This window comes from Paraburkholderia caribensis, from assembly GCF_002902945.1.
Taxonomy (GTDB): Bacteria; Pseudomonadota; Gammaproteobacteria; order Burkholderiales; family Burkholderiaceae; genus Paraburkholderia; species Paraburkholderia caribensis.
On sequence record NZ_CP026101.1, the window covers coordinates 1776757 to 1793782 of the forward strand.

At 63.5% G+C, this 17026-nt stretch carries 12 protein-coding genes and 2 tRNA genes; 8 read left to right on the plus strand and 6 right to left on the minus strand.

The window, feature by feature from the left end:
* The first annotated feature begins 29 nt into the window (after positions 1-29).
* The 3 genes from C2L66_RS07900 to C2L66_RS07910 are packed head-to-tail and all read left to right on the plus strand — an operon-like array spanning position 30 to position 1666.
* Positions 30-560 (plus strand): septation protein A, encoded by a 531-nt coding sequence (locus tag C2L66_RS07900; RefSeq protein ID WP_007585925.1) that lies wholly within the window; start codon positions 30-32, stop codon positions 558-560.
* Between the two features lies 1 nt (position 561).
* The gene (locus tag C2L66_RS07905; RefSeq protein ID WP_060600826.1) at positions 562-876 is read left to right on the plus strand and encodes a BolA family protein; all 315 of its coding nucleotides are present in this window, start codon (positions 562-564) and stop codon (positions 874-876) included.
* A 10-nt stretch (positions 877-886) separates the two neighbouring features.
* On the plus strand, positions 887-1666 hold the full coding sequence (locus C2L66_RS07910) for a peptidylprolyl isomerase (RefSeq protein ID WP_054930466.1): 780 nt from the start codon (positions 887-889) through the stop codon (positions 1664-1666).
* A 976-nt stretch (positions 1667-2642) separates the two neighbouring features.
* On the opposite strand, the gene purL is transcribed toward C2L66_RS07910, so the two are convergent.
* Entirely contained in the window at positions 2643-6722 is a 4080-nt protein-coding gene (gene purL / locus C2L66_RS07915; RefSeq protein ID WP_060600823.1) for a phosphoribosylformylglycinamidine synthase, read from the minus strand.
* A gap of 458 nt (positions 6723-7180) precedes the next feature.
* Between purL and C2L66_RS07920 the strand changes: the two genes are divergently transcribed.
* The 3 genes from C2L66_RS07920 to pgi all read left to right on the plus strand — a co-directional run bounded on the left by C2L66_RS07920 (position 7181) and on the right by pgi (position 12058).
* On the plus strand, positions 7181-8482 hold the full coding sequence (locus tag C2L66_RS07920) for an FAD-dependent oxidoreductase (protein ID WP_054930462.1): 1302 nt from the start codon (positions 7181-7183) through the stop codon (positions 8480-8482).
* A 107-nt stretch (positions 8483-8589) separates the two neighbouring features.
* Positions 8590-10167: a bifunctional ADP-dependent NAD(P)H-hydrate dehydratase/NAD(P)H-hydrate epimerase gene (locus C2L66_RS07925; RefSeq protein ID WP_060602676.1), complete on the plus strand. Its 1578-nt coding sequence runs from the start codon at positions 8590-8592 to the stop codon at positions 10165-10167.
* A gap of 268 nt (positions 10168-10435) precedes the next feature.
* Complete coding sequence (gene pgi, locus C2L66_RS07930; protein WP_060600820.1) at positions 10436-12058, plus strand: glucose-6-phosphate isomerase; 1623 nt, start codon at positions 10436-10438, stop codon at positions 12056-12058.
* A 72-nt stretch (positions 12059-12130) separates the two neighbouring features.
* Here the strand turns inward: pgi and C2L66_RS07935 are convergent, their stop codons facing one another.
* Positions 12131-12817 carry an ABC transporter ATP-binding protein gene (locus C2L66_RS07935; RefSeq protein WP_060600816.1) on the minus strand — a complete coding sequence of 229 codons (687 nt, stop codon included), beginning with the start codon at positions 12815-12817 and terminating at the stop codon, positions 12131-12133.
* A 1-nt stretch (position 12818) separates the two neighbouring features.
* Between C2L66_RS07935 and C2L66_RS07940 the strand changes: the two genes are divergently transcribed.
* Positions 12819-13547 carry an arylesterase gene (locus C2L66_RS07940; protein WP_208459751.1) on the plus strand — a complete coding sequence of 243 codons (729 nt, stop codon included), beginning with the start codon at positions 12819-12821 and terminating at the stop codon, positions 13545-13547.
* A 140-nt stretch (positions 13548-13687) separates the two neighbouring features.
* Positions 13688-14029 (plus strand): hypothetical protein, encoded by a 342-nt coding sequence (locus C2L66_RS07945; RefSeq protein ID WP_007585909.1) that lies wholly within the window; start codon positions 13688-13690, stop codon positions 14027-14029.
* Between the two features lie 95 nt (positions 14030-14124).
* Here the strand turns inward: C2L66_RS07945 and C2L66_RS07950 are convergent, their stop codons facing one another.
* The 4 genes from C2L66_RS07950 to C2L66_RS07965 all read right to left on the minus strand — a co-directional run bounded on the left by C2L66_RS07950 (position 14125) and on the right by C2L66_RS07965 (position 16688).
* Positions 14125-16053, minus strand: coding sequence for a SurA N-terminal domain-containing protein (locus C2L66_RS07950; protein ID WP_060600805.1), 1929 nt, complete (start codon positions 16051-16053; stop codon positions 14125-14127).
* A 98-nt stretch (positions 16054-16151) separates the two neighbouring features.
* Positions 16152-16228: transfer RNA gene (locus C2L66_RS07955), tRNA-Asp, on the minus strand.
* Positions 16229-16269: 41 nt separating this feature from the next.
* Positions 16270-16345, minus strand: a tRNA-Val gene (locus tag C2L66_RS07960).
* 70 nt (positions 16346-16415) lie between these two features.
* The gene (locus C2L66_RS07965; RefSeq protein ID WP_060600803.1) at positions 16416-16688 is read right to left on the minus strand and encodes an HU family DNA-binding protein; all 273 of its coding nucleotides are present in this window, start codon (positions 16686-16688) and stop codon (positions 16416-16418) included.
* Positions 16689-17026: the final 338 nt, after the last annotated feature.

Genomic DNA, 17026 nt, shown 5'->3' on the forward strand with positions numbered 1-17026 from the left:
CCAACACTCTCCGGATTCCCAACCCGACAATGAAATTCCTGTTCGATCTGTTCCCGATCATCCTGTTCTTCGTCGCGTACAAGGTGTGGGGCATTTTCACGGCGACGGCTGTCGCGATCGCCGCCACGCTGGTGCAGATTGCGTGGGTCGCGTTCCGGCACCGCAAGGTCGACCCGATGCTGTGGGTGAGCCTCGGCGTCGTCACCGTGTTCGGCGGCGCGACGCTCGTGCTGCACAACGACACCTTCATCAAATGGAAGCCGACCGTGCTGTACTGGGCATTTTCGGTGGCGCTGGTGGTGTCCGCGCTGGCGTTCAACAAGAATCTGATCGAAGCGATGATGGGCAAGCAGATCCAGTTGCCGCATCGCATCTGGGGCCAGTTGAACTACGTGTGGGCGATCTTTTTCGTGCTGCTCGGCATTCTGAATCTGTTCGTCGCGTTCAATTTTTCGACCGATGCGTGGGTCAACTTCAAGCTGTTCGGCGCGACGGGGTGCCTCGTCGTGTTTATCGTCGGGCAGAGTTTGTGGCTGTCGAAGTATATGAAGGAAGAGTGACATGAGCGACGACGTTTTCCTGCAGGCCAGTCCTGCCGAGCGCATCGCGCTGATCGAAGCGCGCATTACATCGGCGCTCGCGCCTGTCGACTCGATCACCGTGCGCGACGACAGTGCGCTGCATGCGGGTCATGCGGGCGCGTCGGCGGGCGGTCACTATGCGGTGACGATCGTGGCTGCCGCCTTTGCCGGCAAGGCTCGCGTGGCGCGGCACCGCATGGTGTATGATGCGCTGGCCGATGCCATGCAGCGCGGCATTCACGCTCTCGCCATCACGGCTTATACGCCAGAAGAATTCAATTTGCTGTCCCGTTAGGAAACTTCCGATGACCTTGAAAAACACCCGCTACTGGGTCTTGCTGGCTGCATGTGCGGCCGCTCCTGCATTTGCACAGAACATCGCCGTGGTGAACGGCACGCCGATTCCGAAGTCGCGCGCCGATGCGCTGGTCGCGCAACTCGTGCAGCAGGGTCAACAGGATTCGCCGAAGCTGCAACAGGCCGTTCGTGAAGAACTGGTGAACCGCGAGATCCTGATGCAGGAAGCGATCCGCGAAGGCATTCCGTCGAAGCCCGACGTCAAGGCGCAGGTGGCGGTTGCGCAGCAGACGGTGGTGTTGCGTGCGTTGATCGAAAACTTCGTGAAGCAGAACCAGCCGACGGATGCCGAAGTGAAGGCGAAGTACGACGAACTGGTCAAGCAGATTGGCGGCAAGGAGTATCACCTGCATCACATCCTCGTCGACAACGAGCAGCAGGCGAAGGATCTGATCGCGAAGATCAAGGCTGGCGCGAGCTTCGAAGATCTTGCGAAGCAGTTCTCGAAGGACCCGGGATCGGGCAAGAATGGTGGTGACCTGGACTGGTCGGATCCTAAGGCTTATGTGCCTGAGTTTGCCGCTGCTGCGGAGAAGCTGCAGAAAGGACAGATGACGGATGCGCCGGTGCATACGCAGTTTGGCTGGCATATCATTCGCGTCGATGATGTGCGGCAGACGCCGCCGCCGCCGTTCGAGCAGGTGAAGGCTCAAATTGCGCAGCAGATGCAGCAGGAGAAACTGCAGGCGTTTGAGGAGGACCTTCGGTCCAAGGCTAAAGTGCAGTAAAGGTTTTTTGCGTGCGTCCGCACGGGAGGGCCGCCTTTGGGCGGCTTTTTGTTTTTTTGGGTTTTGGTGTGTGTGTTTTGTTTGCGCGGGCATCCGTGGGTTGGGGTTATCGCTTCATGGCCGCGGCAGGTTTGGTTGGCTTGAGTTTGCGCTGGGTTCCGCGATTTTGTTTTGCCCGCTTCAAGCGTTGCTGTTCGGTGTTTTAAGGTTTGCGCTGGCATCCGCGTTACGTTAGCTCGCTTCAAGCGTCGCCCCTGTGCGGGGCGGCACCTACTTTTCTTTGCCGCCGCAAAGAAAAGTAGGCAAAAGAAAGCGGCTCACACCGCCAGCGCTTGACGTTTGCCCACGGGCCCCCAACGTCCCCACGCTTCACTCGGCAACGCCCTGGCTGGTGCCCGTTGCCAACGCTTCAAACAGGCGCCTCACCCGCTTCAGACACCCGTACAAGGGTTGGCGGCAGCGAATCGTATGTGCCGCCCAGGTGGCAAACTGTGTGTAGGTTGTCGCGTCGTATAGGGTAGCGCTCTTACAGGGTGGAACGCATGTGCTATCGGTCCGGAGTGAGGCGTGCGAGGCACTACGGCCTACACACAGTTTGCCACCTGGGCGGCGGTGGACTGCATGGCGCGGCGTGCTGAAATGCGGGTGCGTGAAGCGGGTGAGGCGCACCGCAAGAGCGCTGGCAACTAACGTGGGTCACGTGGTTGCCGTGTGAAGCGTAAGAACCTTTGGGGGCCCTCAGGCAAGTATTAGGGCTGGCGGTGTGAGCCGCTTTCTTTTGCCTACTTTTCTTTGCGGCGGCAAAGAAAAGTAGGTGCCGCCCCGCACAGGGGCGACGCCTGAAGCGAGCTAACGTAACGCGGATGCCAGCGCAAACCTTAAAACACCGAACAGCAACGCTTGAAGCGGGCAAAACAAAATCGCGGAACGCGGCGCAAACTCAAGCCAACCAACCCCGCCCGCCCAGAGCAAAACCTCACCCAACCCACTTCCTCGCATTCTGAAACACGCGCATCCACGGACTGCCATCCGTAGCGCTGTTCTTCCAGGCATCGGGATGCCAGCTCATCTGCACATTGCGATGAACGCGCTCGGTATGCGGCATCAGCACAGTAAACCGCCCGTCAGGCGTAGTGACAGAAGTAATCCCAGCCGGCGACCCATTCGGATTGAACGGATACTGTTCAGTCAACTGTCCGCGATGATCGACATACCGCATCGCAACCGCGACACGCGCCATATCACCCTGCTGCGAGAAGTCCGCAAACCCCTCGCCGTGTGCAACGGCAACCGGAATCCGCGATCCTTCCATACCAGCAAAGAAAATCGACGGCGACGACTGCACCTCCACCAGCGAGAAGCGCGCTTCGAATTTCTCCGACTTGTTGCGCGTGAACTTCGGCCATGCATCCGCGCCAGGAATCATCGACGCAAGGCTGCTCATCATCTGACAGCCATTGCAGATACCAAGCGCGAACGTGTCATTGCGACCAAAGAACGCTGCAAACATATCCGCAAGCTGCGCGTTGAAACGGATCGTCTTCGCCCAGCCCTCGCCCGCGCCCAGCACGTCACCATACGAGAAGCCGCCACACGCAACCGCACCCGCAAAATCAGCAAGCGTCGCGCGGCCCGACAGCAAATCACTCATGTGAACGTCGTGCGCATCGAATCCCGCGCGGTCGAATGCGTAAGCCGTTTCGAGGTGAGAGTTCACGCCCTGCTCCCGCAGCACCGCGACGCGCGGACGCGCGCCCTTGCCGATGAACGGCGCGGCGACATCCTCAACGGGATCGAACGACAGGTGCGGCTGGATGCCAGGGTCCGACGCATCGAGCAACGCATCGAATTCCGCATCGGCGCACGCGGGGTTGTCGCGCAGACGCGAGATGCGCCAGCTCACTTCGCTCCACGTGCGATGCAGCTCGGTACGCGGCGCGTCGAAAATCTTCTTCGCGTCGCGGTAGATTTCAACCATGTCGCGCTCGTTCGGCTTGCCGACCACATGCGAGCACGCCGACAAGCCATGTTCGCGCAGCACCGCAAGCACCGCGTCGCGATCGCCGGCACGCACCTGGACCACCGCACCGAGCTCTTCGTTGAAGAGCGCGCGGATCGTGCGGTCTTCGCGGCGGCCGCTCGTCTGCTTCGCCCAGTCCTTCGCGTCGCCGTAGTCGAACTCGTGATTCGGGTCGAGCGTCAGCATGTCGACGTTCAGCGACACACCCACGTGGCCCGCAAACGCCATTTCGCAAACCGTCGCCCACAGCCCGCCGTCCGAGCGGTCGTGGTACGCGAGCAGCTTGCCGTCCGCGTTGAGCGCCTGGATCGCCGCAAAGAAACGCTTCAGGTCTTCGGGATCGTCGACGTCAGGCACCGTGTCGCCGACCTGCTGCGTCACCTGCGCGAGAATACTGCCGCCCAGACGCTGCTTGCCGCGGCCAAGATCGATTGCGATCAGCACCGTTTCGCCCGCTTCCTTCAGACTCAGCAGTTGCGGCGTGAGATGGCGGCGCACGTCTTCGACGGGCGCAAATGCCGAGATGATCAGCGACACGGGCGCGACCACCTCTTTCTCGACGTCGCCGTCCGCCCACTTCGTGCGCATCGACAGCGAATCCTTGCCGACAGGAATGCCGATGCCGAGCGCCGGGCACAGTTCCATGCCGATCGCCTTCACCGTATCGTACAGCGCCGCGTCTTCGCCCGGGCTGCCGCATGCCGCCATCCAGTTCGCCGACAGCTTCAGTTTGTCCAGCGACGCGATCGGCGCCGCTGCGATATTCGTCACCACTTCGCCGACTGCCATGCGTCCCGACGCGGGCGCGTCGATCACGGCGAGCGGCGTGCGCTCGGCCATCGCCATGGCTTCACCACGGAAGCCCGCGTAATCGACCGTGGTGATCGCGCAGTCGGCGACGGGCACCTGCCACGGGCCGACCATCTGGTCGCGCGCCGTCGTGCCGCCCACCGAGCGGTCGCCGATCGTGATCAGGAACGACTTGCTCGCCACGGTCGGATGACGCAGCACGTCGACGGCTGCCTCGTGCAATGCGACGTGCGTGACGTCGACGGGCTGCAGCGGCGTCGACACGCGCGTCACGTCGCGATGCATGCGCGGCGGCTTGCCGAGCAGGACTTCCATCGGCATGTCGACGGGCTGGTGCGCGCTCGCGTCCTTCAGGTCGGCGTCGATCAGTTTCAGCTGACGCTCTTCAGTAGCCGTGCCGACCACCGCGAACGGGCAACGCTCGCGCTCGCAGATCGCCGCGAATTCTTCGAGCCGCGACGGCGGAATGGCCAGCACGTAACGCTCTTGCGCTTCGTTCGACCAGATTTCGCGCGGCGACAGCCCGCTTTCTTCCAGCTGGACCTTGCGCAACTCGAACACCGCACCCTTGTCCGCGCCGTCGACGAGTTCCGGGAAGGCGTTCGACAGACCGCCCGCGCCGACGTCGTGGATGCTCAGAATCGGATTGCCCGCACCCAGCTGCCAGCACGAGTTGATCACTTCCTGCGCGCGCCGCTCGATTTCGGGGTTGCCGCGCTGGACGGAATCGAAGTCGAGTTCGGCCGTGTTGGTGCCCGTCGCCATCGAACTCGCCGCGCCGCCACCCATGCCGATGCGCATGCCGGGACCGCCGATCTGGATCAGCAGCGAGCCGGCAGGCAGATCGTGCTTGTGCGTGTGCTGGTCGGAGATATTGCCGAGGCCGCCCGCGATCATGATCGGCTTGTGATAGCCGCGCACGCGGCCCGCGACATTCTGCTCGTACGTGCGGAAATAGCCGCCGAGGTTCGGACGGCCGAATTCGTTGTTGAACGCGGCGCCGCCGAGCGGCCCGTCGATCATGATCTGCAACGGCGACGCGATGCGGTCCGGGCGGCCGTACGTGTCGAATTGGTCGGCGGCATTGCGGTGGCCGATGGGCTGCGTGGCGTCGCGAGCGTTTTCCCACGGCTCGCGCGCGTCGGGCAAGTCGAGGTTCGACACGGTAAAGCCCGTGAGACCCGCCTTCGGACGCGCGCCGCGGCCCGTCGCGCCTTCGTCGCGGATTTCGCCGCCCGCGCCCGTCGCAGCGCCCGGGAATGGGGAAATCGCGGTGGGGTGGTTGTGCGTTTCCACCTTCATCAACGTGTGCGTCAATTCGGTGTGACGGCCGTAGCGCTCGCCCGGCTCGCCTGCATTCGCCTGCTTGCGCGGGAACCAGCGCTCGGCCGGGCCGCCTGCCATGATCGACGAGTTGTCCGAGTACGCGACGATCGTCCCTTGCGGGTTGAGCTTTTCGGTGTTGCGGATCATGTTGAACAGCGAGATGTCCTGCGCCTCGCCGTCGATCGTCCAGCTTGCGTTGAAGATCTTGTGGCGGCAGTGCTCGCTGTTGGCCTGCGCGAACATCATCAGTTCGACGTCGGTCGGATTGCGGCCGAGCTTCGTGAAGGCGTCGACGAGATAGTCGATTTCGTCCTCGGCCAGCGCCAGGCCCAGTTCCATGTTCGCCTGCTCCAGCGCCTTGCGGCCGTCCGTCAACACGGCGACCGTCTGCAGCGGCTTGGCGGGCAGCTCGTCGAACAGGTGCATCGCGTGATCGCGCGACGGCGCGACGCTTTCCGTCATCCGGTCATGCAGCGCCGCCGCCACGGCGGCGCGCGTCTCGTCCGACAGCGCCTTCTTGCCGCCGAGCAGCCCGCTTTTCAGCACGACCGTGTACTCGATGCCGCGCTCGATGCGCCGGACATGCGTCAAGCCGCAGTGAAGCGCGATGTCCGTGGCCTTGCTCGCCCACGGCGACACGGTGCCGAAGCGCGGCACGACGAGGAAGGTTTCGACGGCACCCTTGTCCTTGCCGGCGTCGAACGGATCGCCGTAGTGCATCAGCGCTTCGATCTTCGCGCTGTCTTCCGCGGCGAGCGGCGTCTGCGAGTTCACGAAATGCAGATACTGGCCGCGCACGCCGACGATGCTGGCGTCGATGCGCGACAACGTGTCGAGCAGGCGGGTTTGACGGAAATCGGAGAGGGCCGAAGCGCCGGGGAAACACGAGAAGTGAGCCATGGACTTGACGTTGCGTCGATCGGTTGCGTCGCTGGGTGCCGCGCGCGATTACCCGTGGCAATCGCTCGGACAGTCGCGCGTGGAGGCGACGTGAGGCGTAAGGAAGTCCGGGATTATAACCCGGGAAGGCCCGGCAGACCTGCCTCACATGACGCTCCGCGCGCTTTGGCAACGTGTCCCCGGCGGCGGCATGCCCCGCCGGCAATGCGCCGCGTCATTTTGAGACGTGTTTCCGGCCGTTCGTGGTAGGCGGATTGCGCGTTCCCTCTTGCCGCCTGTCCCATAGCGCGCGCCCGTCGAGCGCCCTTCCCGCGCCGAACGGCAGCGTGCCGGACGGGTCGTTTGACTGATATCATTCGGCCTTTCATCAGATCGGTGCAGCATCGGCTTGTCGCGCTGCGCCGCATGTCACGTCATACGCCTGGCCCCACGCGTGCCGCCGGCAACACGAATTAACCATGGATGTCATTGTCATTGGCGGCGGGATCGTCGGCGTCGCCACCGCCTATCAGCTTCGCGCGGCCGGTCATCGGGTGTGCGTCGTCGAACGGCACGCCACCGTCGCCCAAGGCGCGACCTACGGTCACGGCGGCACCTTGCTGCCCACGCCGCTCGACGTGTGGTTCGGCCCGACCTTCATGCAGCACCGTCAGGCCGCCAAAAGCGGCGTGATCAAGAAGACGGGCTTCAACGGGCAGGTGCGCGACTTCGTCCGCACGCTCTCGGCGCTCGCCGGGCCCGAAGCGTTCAAGAAGCAGTTTTCGCTGCTGCGTCCGCTGATCGAATCGGCGCGCCAGTCGCTTGCCGACATCGAGCATCACTTCAATCTGGAATTCGAGCAGTCGAACGGACAGCTCTACCTGGTGCGCAGCCAGCAGGACTGGGAGCACACGCAGCCCGCGCTCGACCTGCTGCGCCAGTTCGAAGTGCCGCATCACGTGCTGAGCCCTCAGGAATGTCAGACCATCGAGCATTCGATTCCGCTCGAGCCGCATTTCGCGGGCGGCGTGCTGTTCGACGACGAAGGCACGGCGAACTGTCCGCTGTTCGCGAAGTTGCTCAAGCAGACGCTCGATGCGCAAGGCGGCGTACAGTTTCAGTGCGGCCGCGAAGTGACGGGTATCCGCCTCGACAACCAGCGCGCTGCCGTCGAACTGGCGCCCGCCAACGGCGAATCGACGCGCTCGCGCGAAGTCGACGTGATCAGCGCGGACGCGGTGGTCGTCGCTGCGGGCGTGGGCAGTCTCGCGCTGCTGGAGAAGCTCGGGCTGAACCTGCCGCTGCACCCGCTGCGCCTGCATAACCTCGTCGCGCCGATCGCTCGCGAGGAGTTCGCGCCCCATACGACGGTGATCGATGCCGTCAAGCGCATCACGATCACGCGCAGCAACCACCGGCTGCGCATTGCGGGCGGCGCGGTGCTGCAAAGCGCGAGCCAGACCCGGCTGCCGCTGCCCGAGCCGCTGACGAAGGAAGCGCTCGCGCTGCTCAGCCAGGCGACCCACGACTGGGTGCCGGGCTCGGCGCGCATTTCCGCCGCCCTGCCGTGGGAAGGCGTAAAACTGCTGTCGCCCGACGGTCTGCCCGTGACGGGCAATGCGCTGCATCCGCGGCTTTTTGTAAACGCGGCGCACGGTCCCGTCGGCTGGGGCCTCGCATGCGGTTCGGGCAAGCTGATTGCGAGCCTCGTGTCCGGCGCGCCGTCGGAGTTGCCGCCTGACACGATCGCGGCGCTTCGACCCGAACGCTTCAACGGATAACCCGTTCCGGCAGGGGGCGGTTATTCGTCCTATGCCATTGCGCGTGCTGGCGACAGCACGCGCATTGCCACTACCATGGGCGTACCCTGTTGCTCTCGTACGCTGCCATGACCGATACCTCCTTGCCTTTCCTTCACGACGCGCTCGTCAAGCCGTATGACCGGCCATTTCCGCTGCTGGGCGTCGCCGAGCTGCGCGCGCTCGAAACAGACGCCGGGGCGACGCTGCCCGCCCACACACTGATGGGCCGCGCCGGACGTGCGGGCGCGCGCTTTCTGCTCGACCATATCAACCTTGACGGTACGAGTAGTCCGCACGAGCCGGTATGGCTCGTAGCCGGCCCTGGCAACAACGGCGGCGACGCGCTCGTCGTGGCGGCTGAACTGCATCGCGCCGGTATCACGGTCCACGTCTGCATGCCCGTCGAAGTGAAGCCCGACGACGCCCGTTGGGCGCTGGCCGAAGCGCGCGCGGCGGGCGTGCCGATCTCGAATGCCGTGCCCGACTCGTTCGACGAATACAGCTGGGTCGTCGACGGTATGTTCGGCATCGGCTTGGCCCGACCTCTGGACGGCGTGTTCGCGTCGATTGCCGGCCGTTTGTCCGCGCGCGCGAAGACACGCGGGCGCGTGCTGGCGCTCGACGTGCCGAGCGGCCTGGACAGCGATACGGGCAATGTCGTCGAAGGGGGCGCGGCCGTCCGCGCCACGCACACGGTCACGTTCATTGGCGCGAAGCCGGGTCTCTACATGGGTTCGGGACGCGACCTTGCGGGCGATGTGATCATCGCGTCCATCGGGCTCGAATGGCCTCCCGAACCGCACGTGCGGCTCAACGGGCCCGCCCTTTTCGTTCCGCATTTCCCGCCGCGCGATTACTCCACACACAAAGGCACGTTCGGCAGCGTGGCCGTCGTGGGCGGCGATACGGGCATGTGCGGCGCGCCGATTCTCGCGGCGCGCGCCGCGTTGTACGCGGGCGCGGGCAAGGTCCACGTCGCGTTTCTCGGCGCGGGCAGCCCGCCTTACGATCCGCCTCATCCTGAACTGATGCTGCATCCGCTTGACGAACTGCCGCTCGCGGAGATGGACGCGTTGTCGATCGGCTGCGGAATGGGCAAGCGCGAGCGCGCCGTCGGCGTGCTGCACGACGTGCTGCCGCTAGACGTGCCGAAACTGCTGGACGCCGATGCGTTGAATCTGATCGCCGCTCACGCCGATCTCGCCGCTGCCGTGAAGCAGCGTGGCGAGTCGGCGAACGATCCGTGCGTGCTGACGCCTCATCCGCTCGAAGCGGCGCGCCTGCTCGGCACCGACGCAAAGAGCGTGCAGCGCGACCGGCTGGAAGCGGCGCGCGCACTGGCCGCGCGTTACGCAAGCGTCATCGTGCTGAAAGGCACGGGCACGGTGATCGCAGCGCCGGACGGGCGCGTTGCCGTCAACCCGACGGGCAACGCGGCGCTCGCGACGGGCGGCACGGGCGACGTGCTCGGCGGCCTGATCGGCGCCTTCCTCGGGCAAGGTCTTCCGCGCTACGAGGCAGCGCTTGCGGGCGTCTTTCTGCACGGTTTCGCCGCCGACATGCTAACAACGCGCGGCAAAGGCCCGGCCGGTCTCACCGCGGGCGAACTCGCGCCGATGGTACGCAAGTTGTTGAACCGGCTGGTGTATCCGTTGCGCGATTGACGGCCTGCCCGTGCCGGCGGCCGTGTCCCGCTATCTGGCGGCGCGTCCCATCTATCCCGGCTGTCATCCTGGCCCGCTATACTGGTTGACTGCGTCGCACGGCCGTCCATCGGCCGCGACGCGAATGCAGACGCCCGCTGACGGGGCACGAGACACGCCGCCGCGCATCCGGCGACCGTACCGCTCAGCCAACCGCGCGTCTGCAGATCACCCCCGGCACGCCCGATGCGCGGCCGGCCATTCGTTTTCCTTCGTTAGACGGACGGTTATGACTCTCAACTCGCTCCCCGCCTGGAACTCGCTGCAAACACACTACGAACAGATTCGCGATGCGCGCCTGCGCGACTGGTTTGCACCCGAGAACGATCCCGCGCCGACGCGCGCCGAACGGTTCACGCTTGCCGGCGGCGGTCTCGCGGCCGACTTCTCGAAGAACCGCATCACCGACGAAACGCTGAAGCTGCTCGTGCAGCTCGCGCGTGAAGCCAATGTTGAAAAACGTCGCGACGCGATGTTCGCGGGCGACATCGTCAATCCCACGGAAGGCCGCGCGGTGCTACATACGGCGCTGCGCGCCAGCAATCCGAACGCGCCGTTCTACGGCAAGATTCAAGCCGAGCGTGCAAAGATGGCCGCGTTCGCCGACAAGGTCCGCAGCGGCGAATGGAAGGGCTATACGGGCAAGCGCATTCGCTATGTCGTGAACATCGGCATCGGCGGCTCGGACCTCGGGCCGAAGATGGTCGTGCATGCGCTGCATCACCTCGCCACACCCGACATCACCACGCACTTCGTCTCGAACGTCGACGGCGCGGACCTGTATCGCGTGCTGACCGAGATCGATCCGGAGGAAACGCTGGCCATCATCGTCTCGAAGACGTTCACCACGCTCGAAACGATGACCAACGCCAATTCGCTGCGCGACTGGTTCGTCGAGAAAGGCTGCCCTCAAAACGAACTCGCGAAGCACTTCGTCGGCGTTTCGGCGAATCCCGCCGAAGTCGTCAAGTTCGGCATTGCGCAGGAAAACGTGTTCGAGATGTGGGACTGGGTTGGCGGCCGCTATTCGCTGTGGTCGGCCGTGGGCCTGTCGATCATGATCGCCGTCGGTCCGAAACAGTTCGACGAACTGCTCGCGGGCGCAAACGAGATGGACGAGCATTTCCGCAGCGCGCCGCTCGATCGCAACCTGCCCGTGCTGATGGGCATGATCGGCATCTGGTATCGAAACTTCTTCGGCTCGCAAAGCTATCTGGTCGCGCCGTACTCGGAAGCGCTGCATTTCCTGCCGTCATACCTGCAGCAGCTCGAAATGGAAAGCAACGGCAAGCAGGCGTGTCTGGACGGCTCGTTCGTTACCTACGATACATCCGCTGTCACGTGGGGCGAGCCGGGCACGAACGGTCAGCACGCATTCTTCCAGATGCTGCACCAGGGGCCGACCATCGTCCCGATCGATTTCGTCGCCGTGCTGACGCCCGAGCACCCGCTCGTGTCGCATCATCCGAAGCTGCTGGCAAACTGCTTCGCGCAAAGCGAGGCGCTGATGCTCGGCCGCACGCGTGAAGAGGCCGAAAAAGTGGCCGGCCCGAACAAGCCGGAACTCGTGCCTCACATCATGTTCCCGGGCAATCGTCCTACCACGACGCTGCTCGTCGATGCCCTCACCGCCCGCTCGCTCGGCGCGCTGATCGCGCTGTACGAACACAAGGTGCTCGTGCAAGGCACGGTCTGGAACATCAACTCCTTCGACCAGTGGGGCGTCGAGCTGGGCAAGATCCTCGGCAAGGTCGTCGAGGCGGATCTCACCAGCGCCAGCACCGATGAAAAGAAGCACGACTCGTCGACGTCGGCGCTGATCGCACGGGCGCGAGCGGCACTGAAGCGCTGACCCTTCGTTCAGCGGCTTGAATGCAAACGGGCCTTCCTCCAGAAGGCCCGTTTTTTTGCCCGCACTATCCGATCAGATCAGGCGCCCTGCTTCGATCGTCACGGTCGTATCGCAGCGGCGAGCAAGCTCGACGTCGTGCGTGACGAGCACCAGCGTCGCACCGTTTGCGCGGTTCATCTCGAACATCAGATCGATGACGGCATGGCCTGTTGCGGCATCGAGGCTGCCCGTCGGCTCGTCGGCGAACAGGACGGCGGGATGCGTGGCGAAAGCGCGGGCAAGCGCCACACGCTGCTGCTCTCCGCCCGACAGCAGCTTCGGGTAATGCCGCATGCGCTCGCCGAGGCCAACCTGGGTCAGCAGTGTTCGCGCGCGCGCGTGGATGTCGCGTGCCGGCAGCTCGCCCTGCAGCTCGAGCGGAAGCGTGACGTTCTCGAGCGCAGTGAGATGCGGCATCAACTGGAAGGACTGAAACACAAAGCCGACGGAGCCATTGCGTAGCGCGGCGCGGCCGTCTTCATCGAGTTCCGTCAGTTCGCGGCCAAGCAGACGAACCGACCCCGAGGTCGCGCTGTCCAATCCGGCAAGCAGTCCGAGCAGCGTAGACTTGCCGGAGCCCGACGCGCCGACGATCGCCACGCGGCTGCTCGCCTGAATCGACAGGTCGATGTTGTCGAGGATCGTCAGCTCACCCGTCGCATCCTTAACCCTCTTGCATAAACCCCGCACTTCGATGACTGGACCGGTTTTCTTTTGCATGGTGAAGCGTAGGTTGAAAGTGCGCGCCGTTGCGTCGATCGCGGCGCTGACTGCGGCGTGTATTCCCATCGTGATCGCCGCGACTTTTTCTGCGTCCGCTCAGGCCACCGGCAACACCAGCGCGGCCGCTGCCATGACGAACCCCACTGGCAGCAATACGCAACAGGCGAAGCCGACGATCATCGTGCTCGGCGACAGTCTCTCCGCCGAGTACGGCCTGCCTCGCGACACCGGCTGGGTTTCGCTGATGCGTCAGCGTTTGTCGAGTGAGCGGATCGATTATAACGTTGCGAATGCGAGCATCAGCGGAGACACGACGAGCGGCGGGCGCGCCCGCCTGCCTGCGTTGATGCAGCGGCTCAAGCCCGCCGTGGTGATTGTGGAACTCGGCGCCAACGACGCGCTGCGCGGCGTCCCGCTCGACACCACGGAAGACAATCTCCGCACAATCATCGAACAGGCGCAGCAAGGCCACGCGAAGGTCCTGCTCGTCGGCATGTACGTGCCGCCTAATTACGGCCCTGACTACACGCAAAAGTTCCACGGGCTCTACGGGCAACTCTCGAAGCAGTTGCGCGTGCCGCTCGTCCCTTTTCTCCTCGCCGGAATTGAAGACAAGCCGGACATGTTTCAGTCCGATCAGATTCATCCGACCCAACGGGCACAGCCCGTGCTACTGGACAACGTGTGGTCAGCGCTGAAGCCGCTGCTCCGCACTTCGTCTCAGTGAAAGTGAAGCGCCGTTGAGTGTTACAGCGCGCTAACAACTTGTTTCCGAATGAGGGGAACGTGATCACCCATGGTCGATCAGACAGGTTCGTCTGAATTCGACAACCGGCTCCATGTGAGCGATTTCTGGAAGGAGATAACGTGAAATACTTACCGATTATCGCTATGGCCGTCGCCATTTCCGCTTGTGCCGCACAACCGCCCGCCGGCGTGCAGTCGGTTGGCACCAGCCAGCAGCCGCCGAAGGTCGTCGGCCAGTGCATTGCCAAGAAGTGGGCTGACAAGACCCAGCAGCAGGTCGTCGCACAAGATACCCTGGCCAACGACGCAGCGATGGACGTCTACGTCCCCGGCCAGCAGCCGCCGAACGGCGCGGCGGCCGTCGTGCGCCCGAACTATCAGGGCTCCGGCACGTGGGTCGGCTTCCGCGCCGCAGGCGGTGCCGGCAGCGACGCGACGGGCGACATCAGCGCCTGCCTGTAATCCTTCCCAACGCTTCTCGCAAAGCAAAAGCCCCGCAGTGTGCGGGGCTTTTTTTGTGGCGTATCGAGAGGCGCGCAGGCGGCCTCTGAACTGGCTTATTCGCCTGACTGCGGGTTATCGAGCGAACCGTACATCTTCACCTTCGACCGCGCGCGCACCGCATCCAGATACGACTCGGCTTCAGCCTGCGCATTCACCGAGGCGATCTGCTGCTGCGCCGAGGCGAGACGCTGCGCATCGGTCGGCGCGGGCTGCACGACAGCGTTCACGCGATAGATCGCATAGCCGTCCGCCCCGAGGTCGACGCCGACGTAGGCCGGCAACTTTTGCGCATCGACCTTGTAAATTGCGCCCAATGCAGCGGGAGGCACACCTTGCGCGTCGCTGCGCGACACCTTCAGCGCAGACGAGAAGCCCTGCGTCGACTTCGACTTCTGCAGATCCGCCAACCTGGCCTCGCCTTCCTTGCGCGCGAGATCGGCAGCCTGCTGCGCGACCACCTTCTGACGCACGGCGTCCTTGACGGCAGCGAGCGCCGGCACGGCGGCCGGCTTGAAGTCGGTCACGTGTGCCGCGATCAGCGTGTTGTTGCCGACGTCGATTGCCTGCGTGTTGTTGCGGTCCTTCGCCGAGTCGTTCGCGAACACGGCCGCGAGGAATTTCGGATTATTGAGCGGACTATCCGGCGGCAACGCGCTGTTCGGCTGCGGCGTCACCGTAGCCGTCTGGATCTGCAGCTTGTACTTGTCCGCGGCCGGTTGCAGGCTCTTCGCCTGTTCGTAGACGATCGACGTGAAGCCTTCCGAATCGTCGCCGAATGCCTTCGTGGCGAGTTGCGCCTTGAGATCTTTGGCGATCGAATCTTTCACTTCGTCGAACGGCTTCGTCACCGACGGCTTCACGTCCGTCACCTTGACGATGTGATAGCCGAAGTCCGACTGGATCAGATCGCTGATCTCATCCTTCTTCATCTTGAAGACGGCGTCGTCGAAGGCCTTGCCGCCCGCGATCATGCCCGGGCTGAAGTAGCCCAGATCGCCGCCCTTCGACGCCGAACCCGGGTCCTGCGAATCCTGCTGCGCGAGCTGCGCGAACTGGTCGGGATGCGCCTTGATCTGCGTGAGGATTTCCTGTGCTTTCTGCTTTGCCTTGTCCTTGTCGGCGGCGCTCGCGTCTTTCGGCGCCGAGATCAGGATGTGGCTCGCGCGCACTTCACCCACCGTGCGGTAGTGAGCGATGTTGTCGTCGTAGTACTTCTTGAGATCCGCGTCGCTCGGGTTCGCCGATGCCGCGATCGTTGCGGGCGACATCACGAGATACTGGATCGTGGCCGTGGCCGGCGTCGCGAAGTCGTTGCGATGCGCGTCGTAGTACGCCTGAATTTGCGCGTCAGTCGGCTGCACCTTCGACTCGTACTCCTTCGCGCGGAACGCGAGGCCCTGCACTTCGCGCTGCTGCTCGGCCAGTTCGGTCAGATGCTGTGCGAGCGTCTTCGGCGTGAACGAGGTTTGCGTGATGGCTGCGGGCAACTGTTGCATCGCCATGCTGTAGCGAACCTGCTCCTGGTATTGATCGGGCGTGATGCCCTGCATCGCAAGGAGTTCTTTGTATTTGTTCAGGTCGATCGAGCCGTCGGGATTCTTCAGCGAGCCGATCACGGGATCGGCCATCAGCGCGCGACGCAGTGCATCGTCGGACACCGTCAGGTGCAGACGTTGCGTCTCGTCGGCGAGCACGCGCTGCTGGATCAGCCCGTCGAGCATCTCCTTGCGGCGCTCCGGCGTATCGAACATCTTCGAGTCGAACTGTGCGCCGAGCATCTGACGCGCGCGGTCCATCTGCTGACGCCACGCGTTGTCATATTCGCCGCGCGTGATCTTGTGCCCGTTGACGCTCGCGACATTCGCGCTCTCGTCAAAGAAGCCACGGAAGCCCTGGATACCGACAAAACCCAAACCCGGCAGAATAACCAGGATGAGCATGAACATCATCAGACGTTGGTGATTGCGAAAGAAATCGAGCATGCTTGAGGAGGCAAAAGTCGGATGCCAAAAACGGAACGCCCGATAGTACATCAGCGGGCAATAAAAAAGGCGAACCGGAGTTCGCCTTTCTAGGATACTGGCGGAGTGGACGGGACTCGAACCCGCGACCCCCGGCGTGACAGGCCGGTATTCTAACCGACTGAACTACCACTCCTTATGCTGCATACGCTGCAGCGTGTCACTTCGATCTGGAACTGGTGGGTGCTGAGAGGCTCGAACTCCCGACCTACGCCTTGTAAGGGCGCCGCTCTACCAACTGAGCTAAGCACCCGCTCCGAGATCGCCGCTGCCTGACTCTCGATGCCGACTTGCGTCGACACATTCATCAAGCAGCGAGCCCATTAGTTTAACGCATCCTTTAGCGCTTTGCCAGGCCTAAATTTAGGAACCCTGGCTGCCTTGATCTTGATTGCTGCGCCCGTGCGCGGATTGCGACCCGTGCGTGCCGTGCGCTTGCCGACGGCGAAGGTGCCGAAGCCGACCAGCGTGACCGAACCACCCTTTTTCAACGTACCCTTGACGCCACCGATCACGGCATCCAACGCGCGACCTGCTGCCGCTTTCGAAATGTCGGCTTGCTGCGCGATGTGATCGATCAATTCCGTTTTATTCATTCCAGGCCCCCGAGAATGTAGTTGGGCAATCATGAAAGCGCTTATGCGCCCGGTTATATACGGCACGGCAGATTTGCCGGCCACTCATTAGAATGGGCCGAAACCCTTGTGTCAAGCGGGATTGAGCCTGATTCAAGGGGCTCGTCGAGGGGCTTTCGATGACAGGATCTTGCAAGCGATGGCTGCGGATGCAACCAGTTTACCGCGCGCTGCAAGGTCTCCTGGATAACAGCAAATGGCGCGGCTGGTCGTCTCGTCGACCAAACGTTTGCTTTGTGCAGGCAATAAAAAACCCGCGGACGGGGCCGCGGGTTTTTTTGATCGCTGTTGACTGAGCT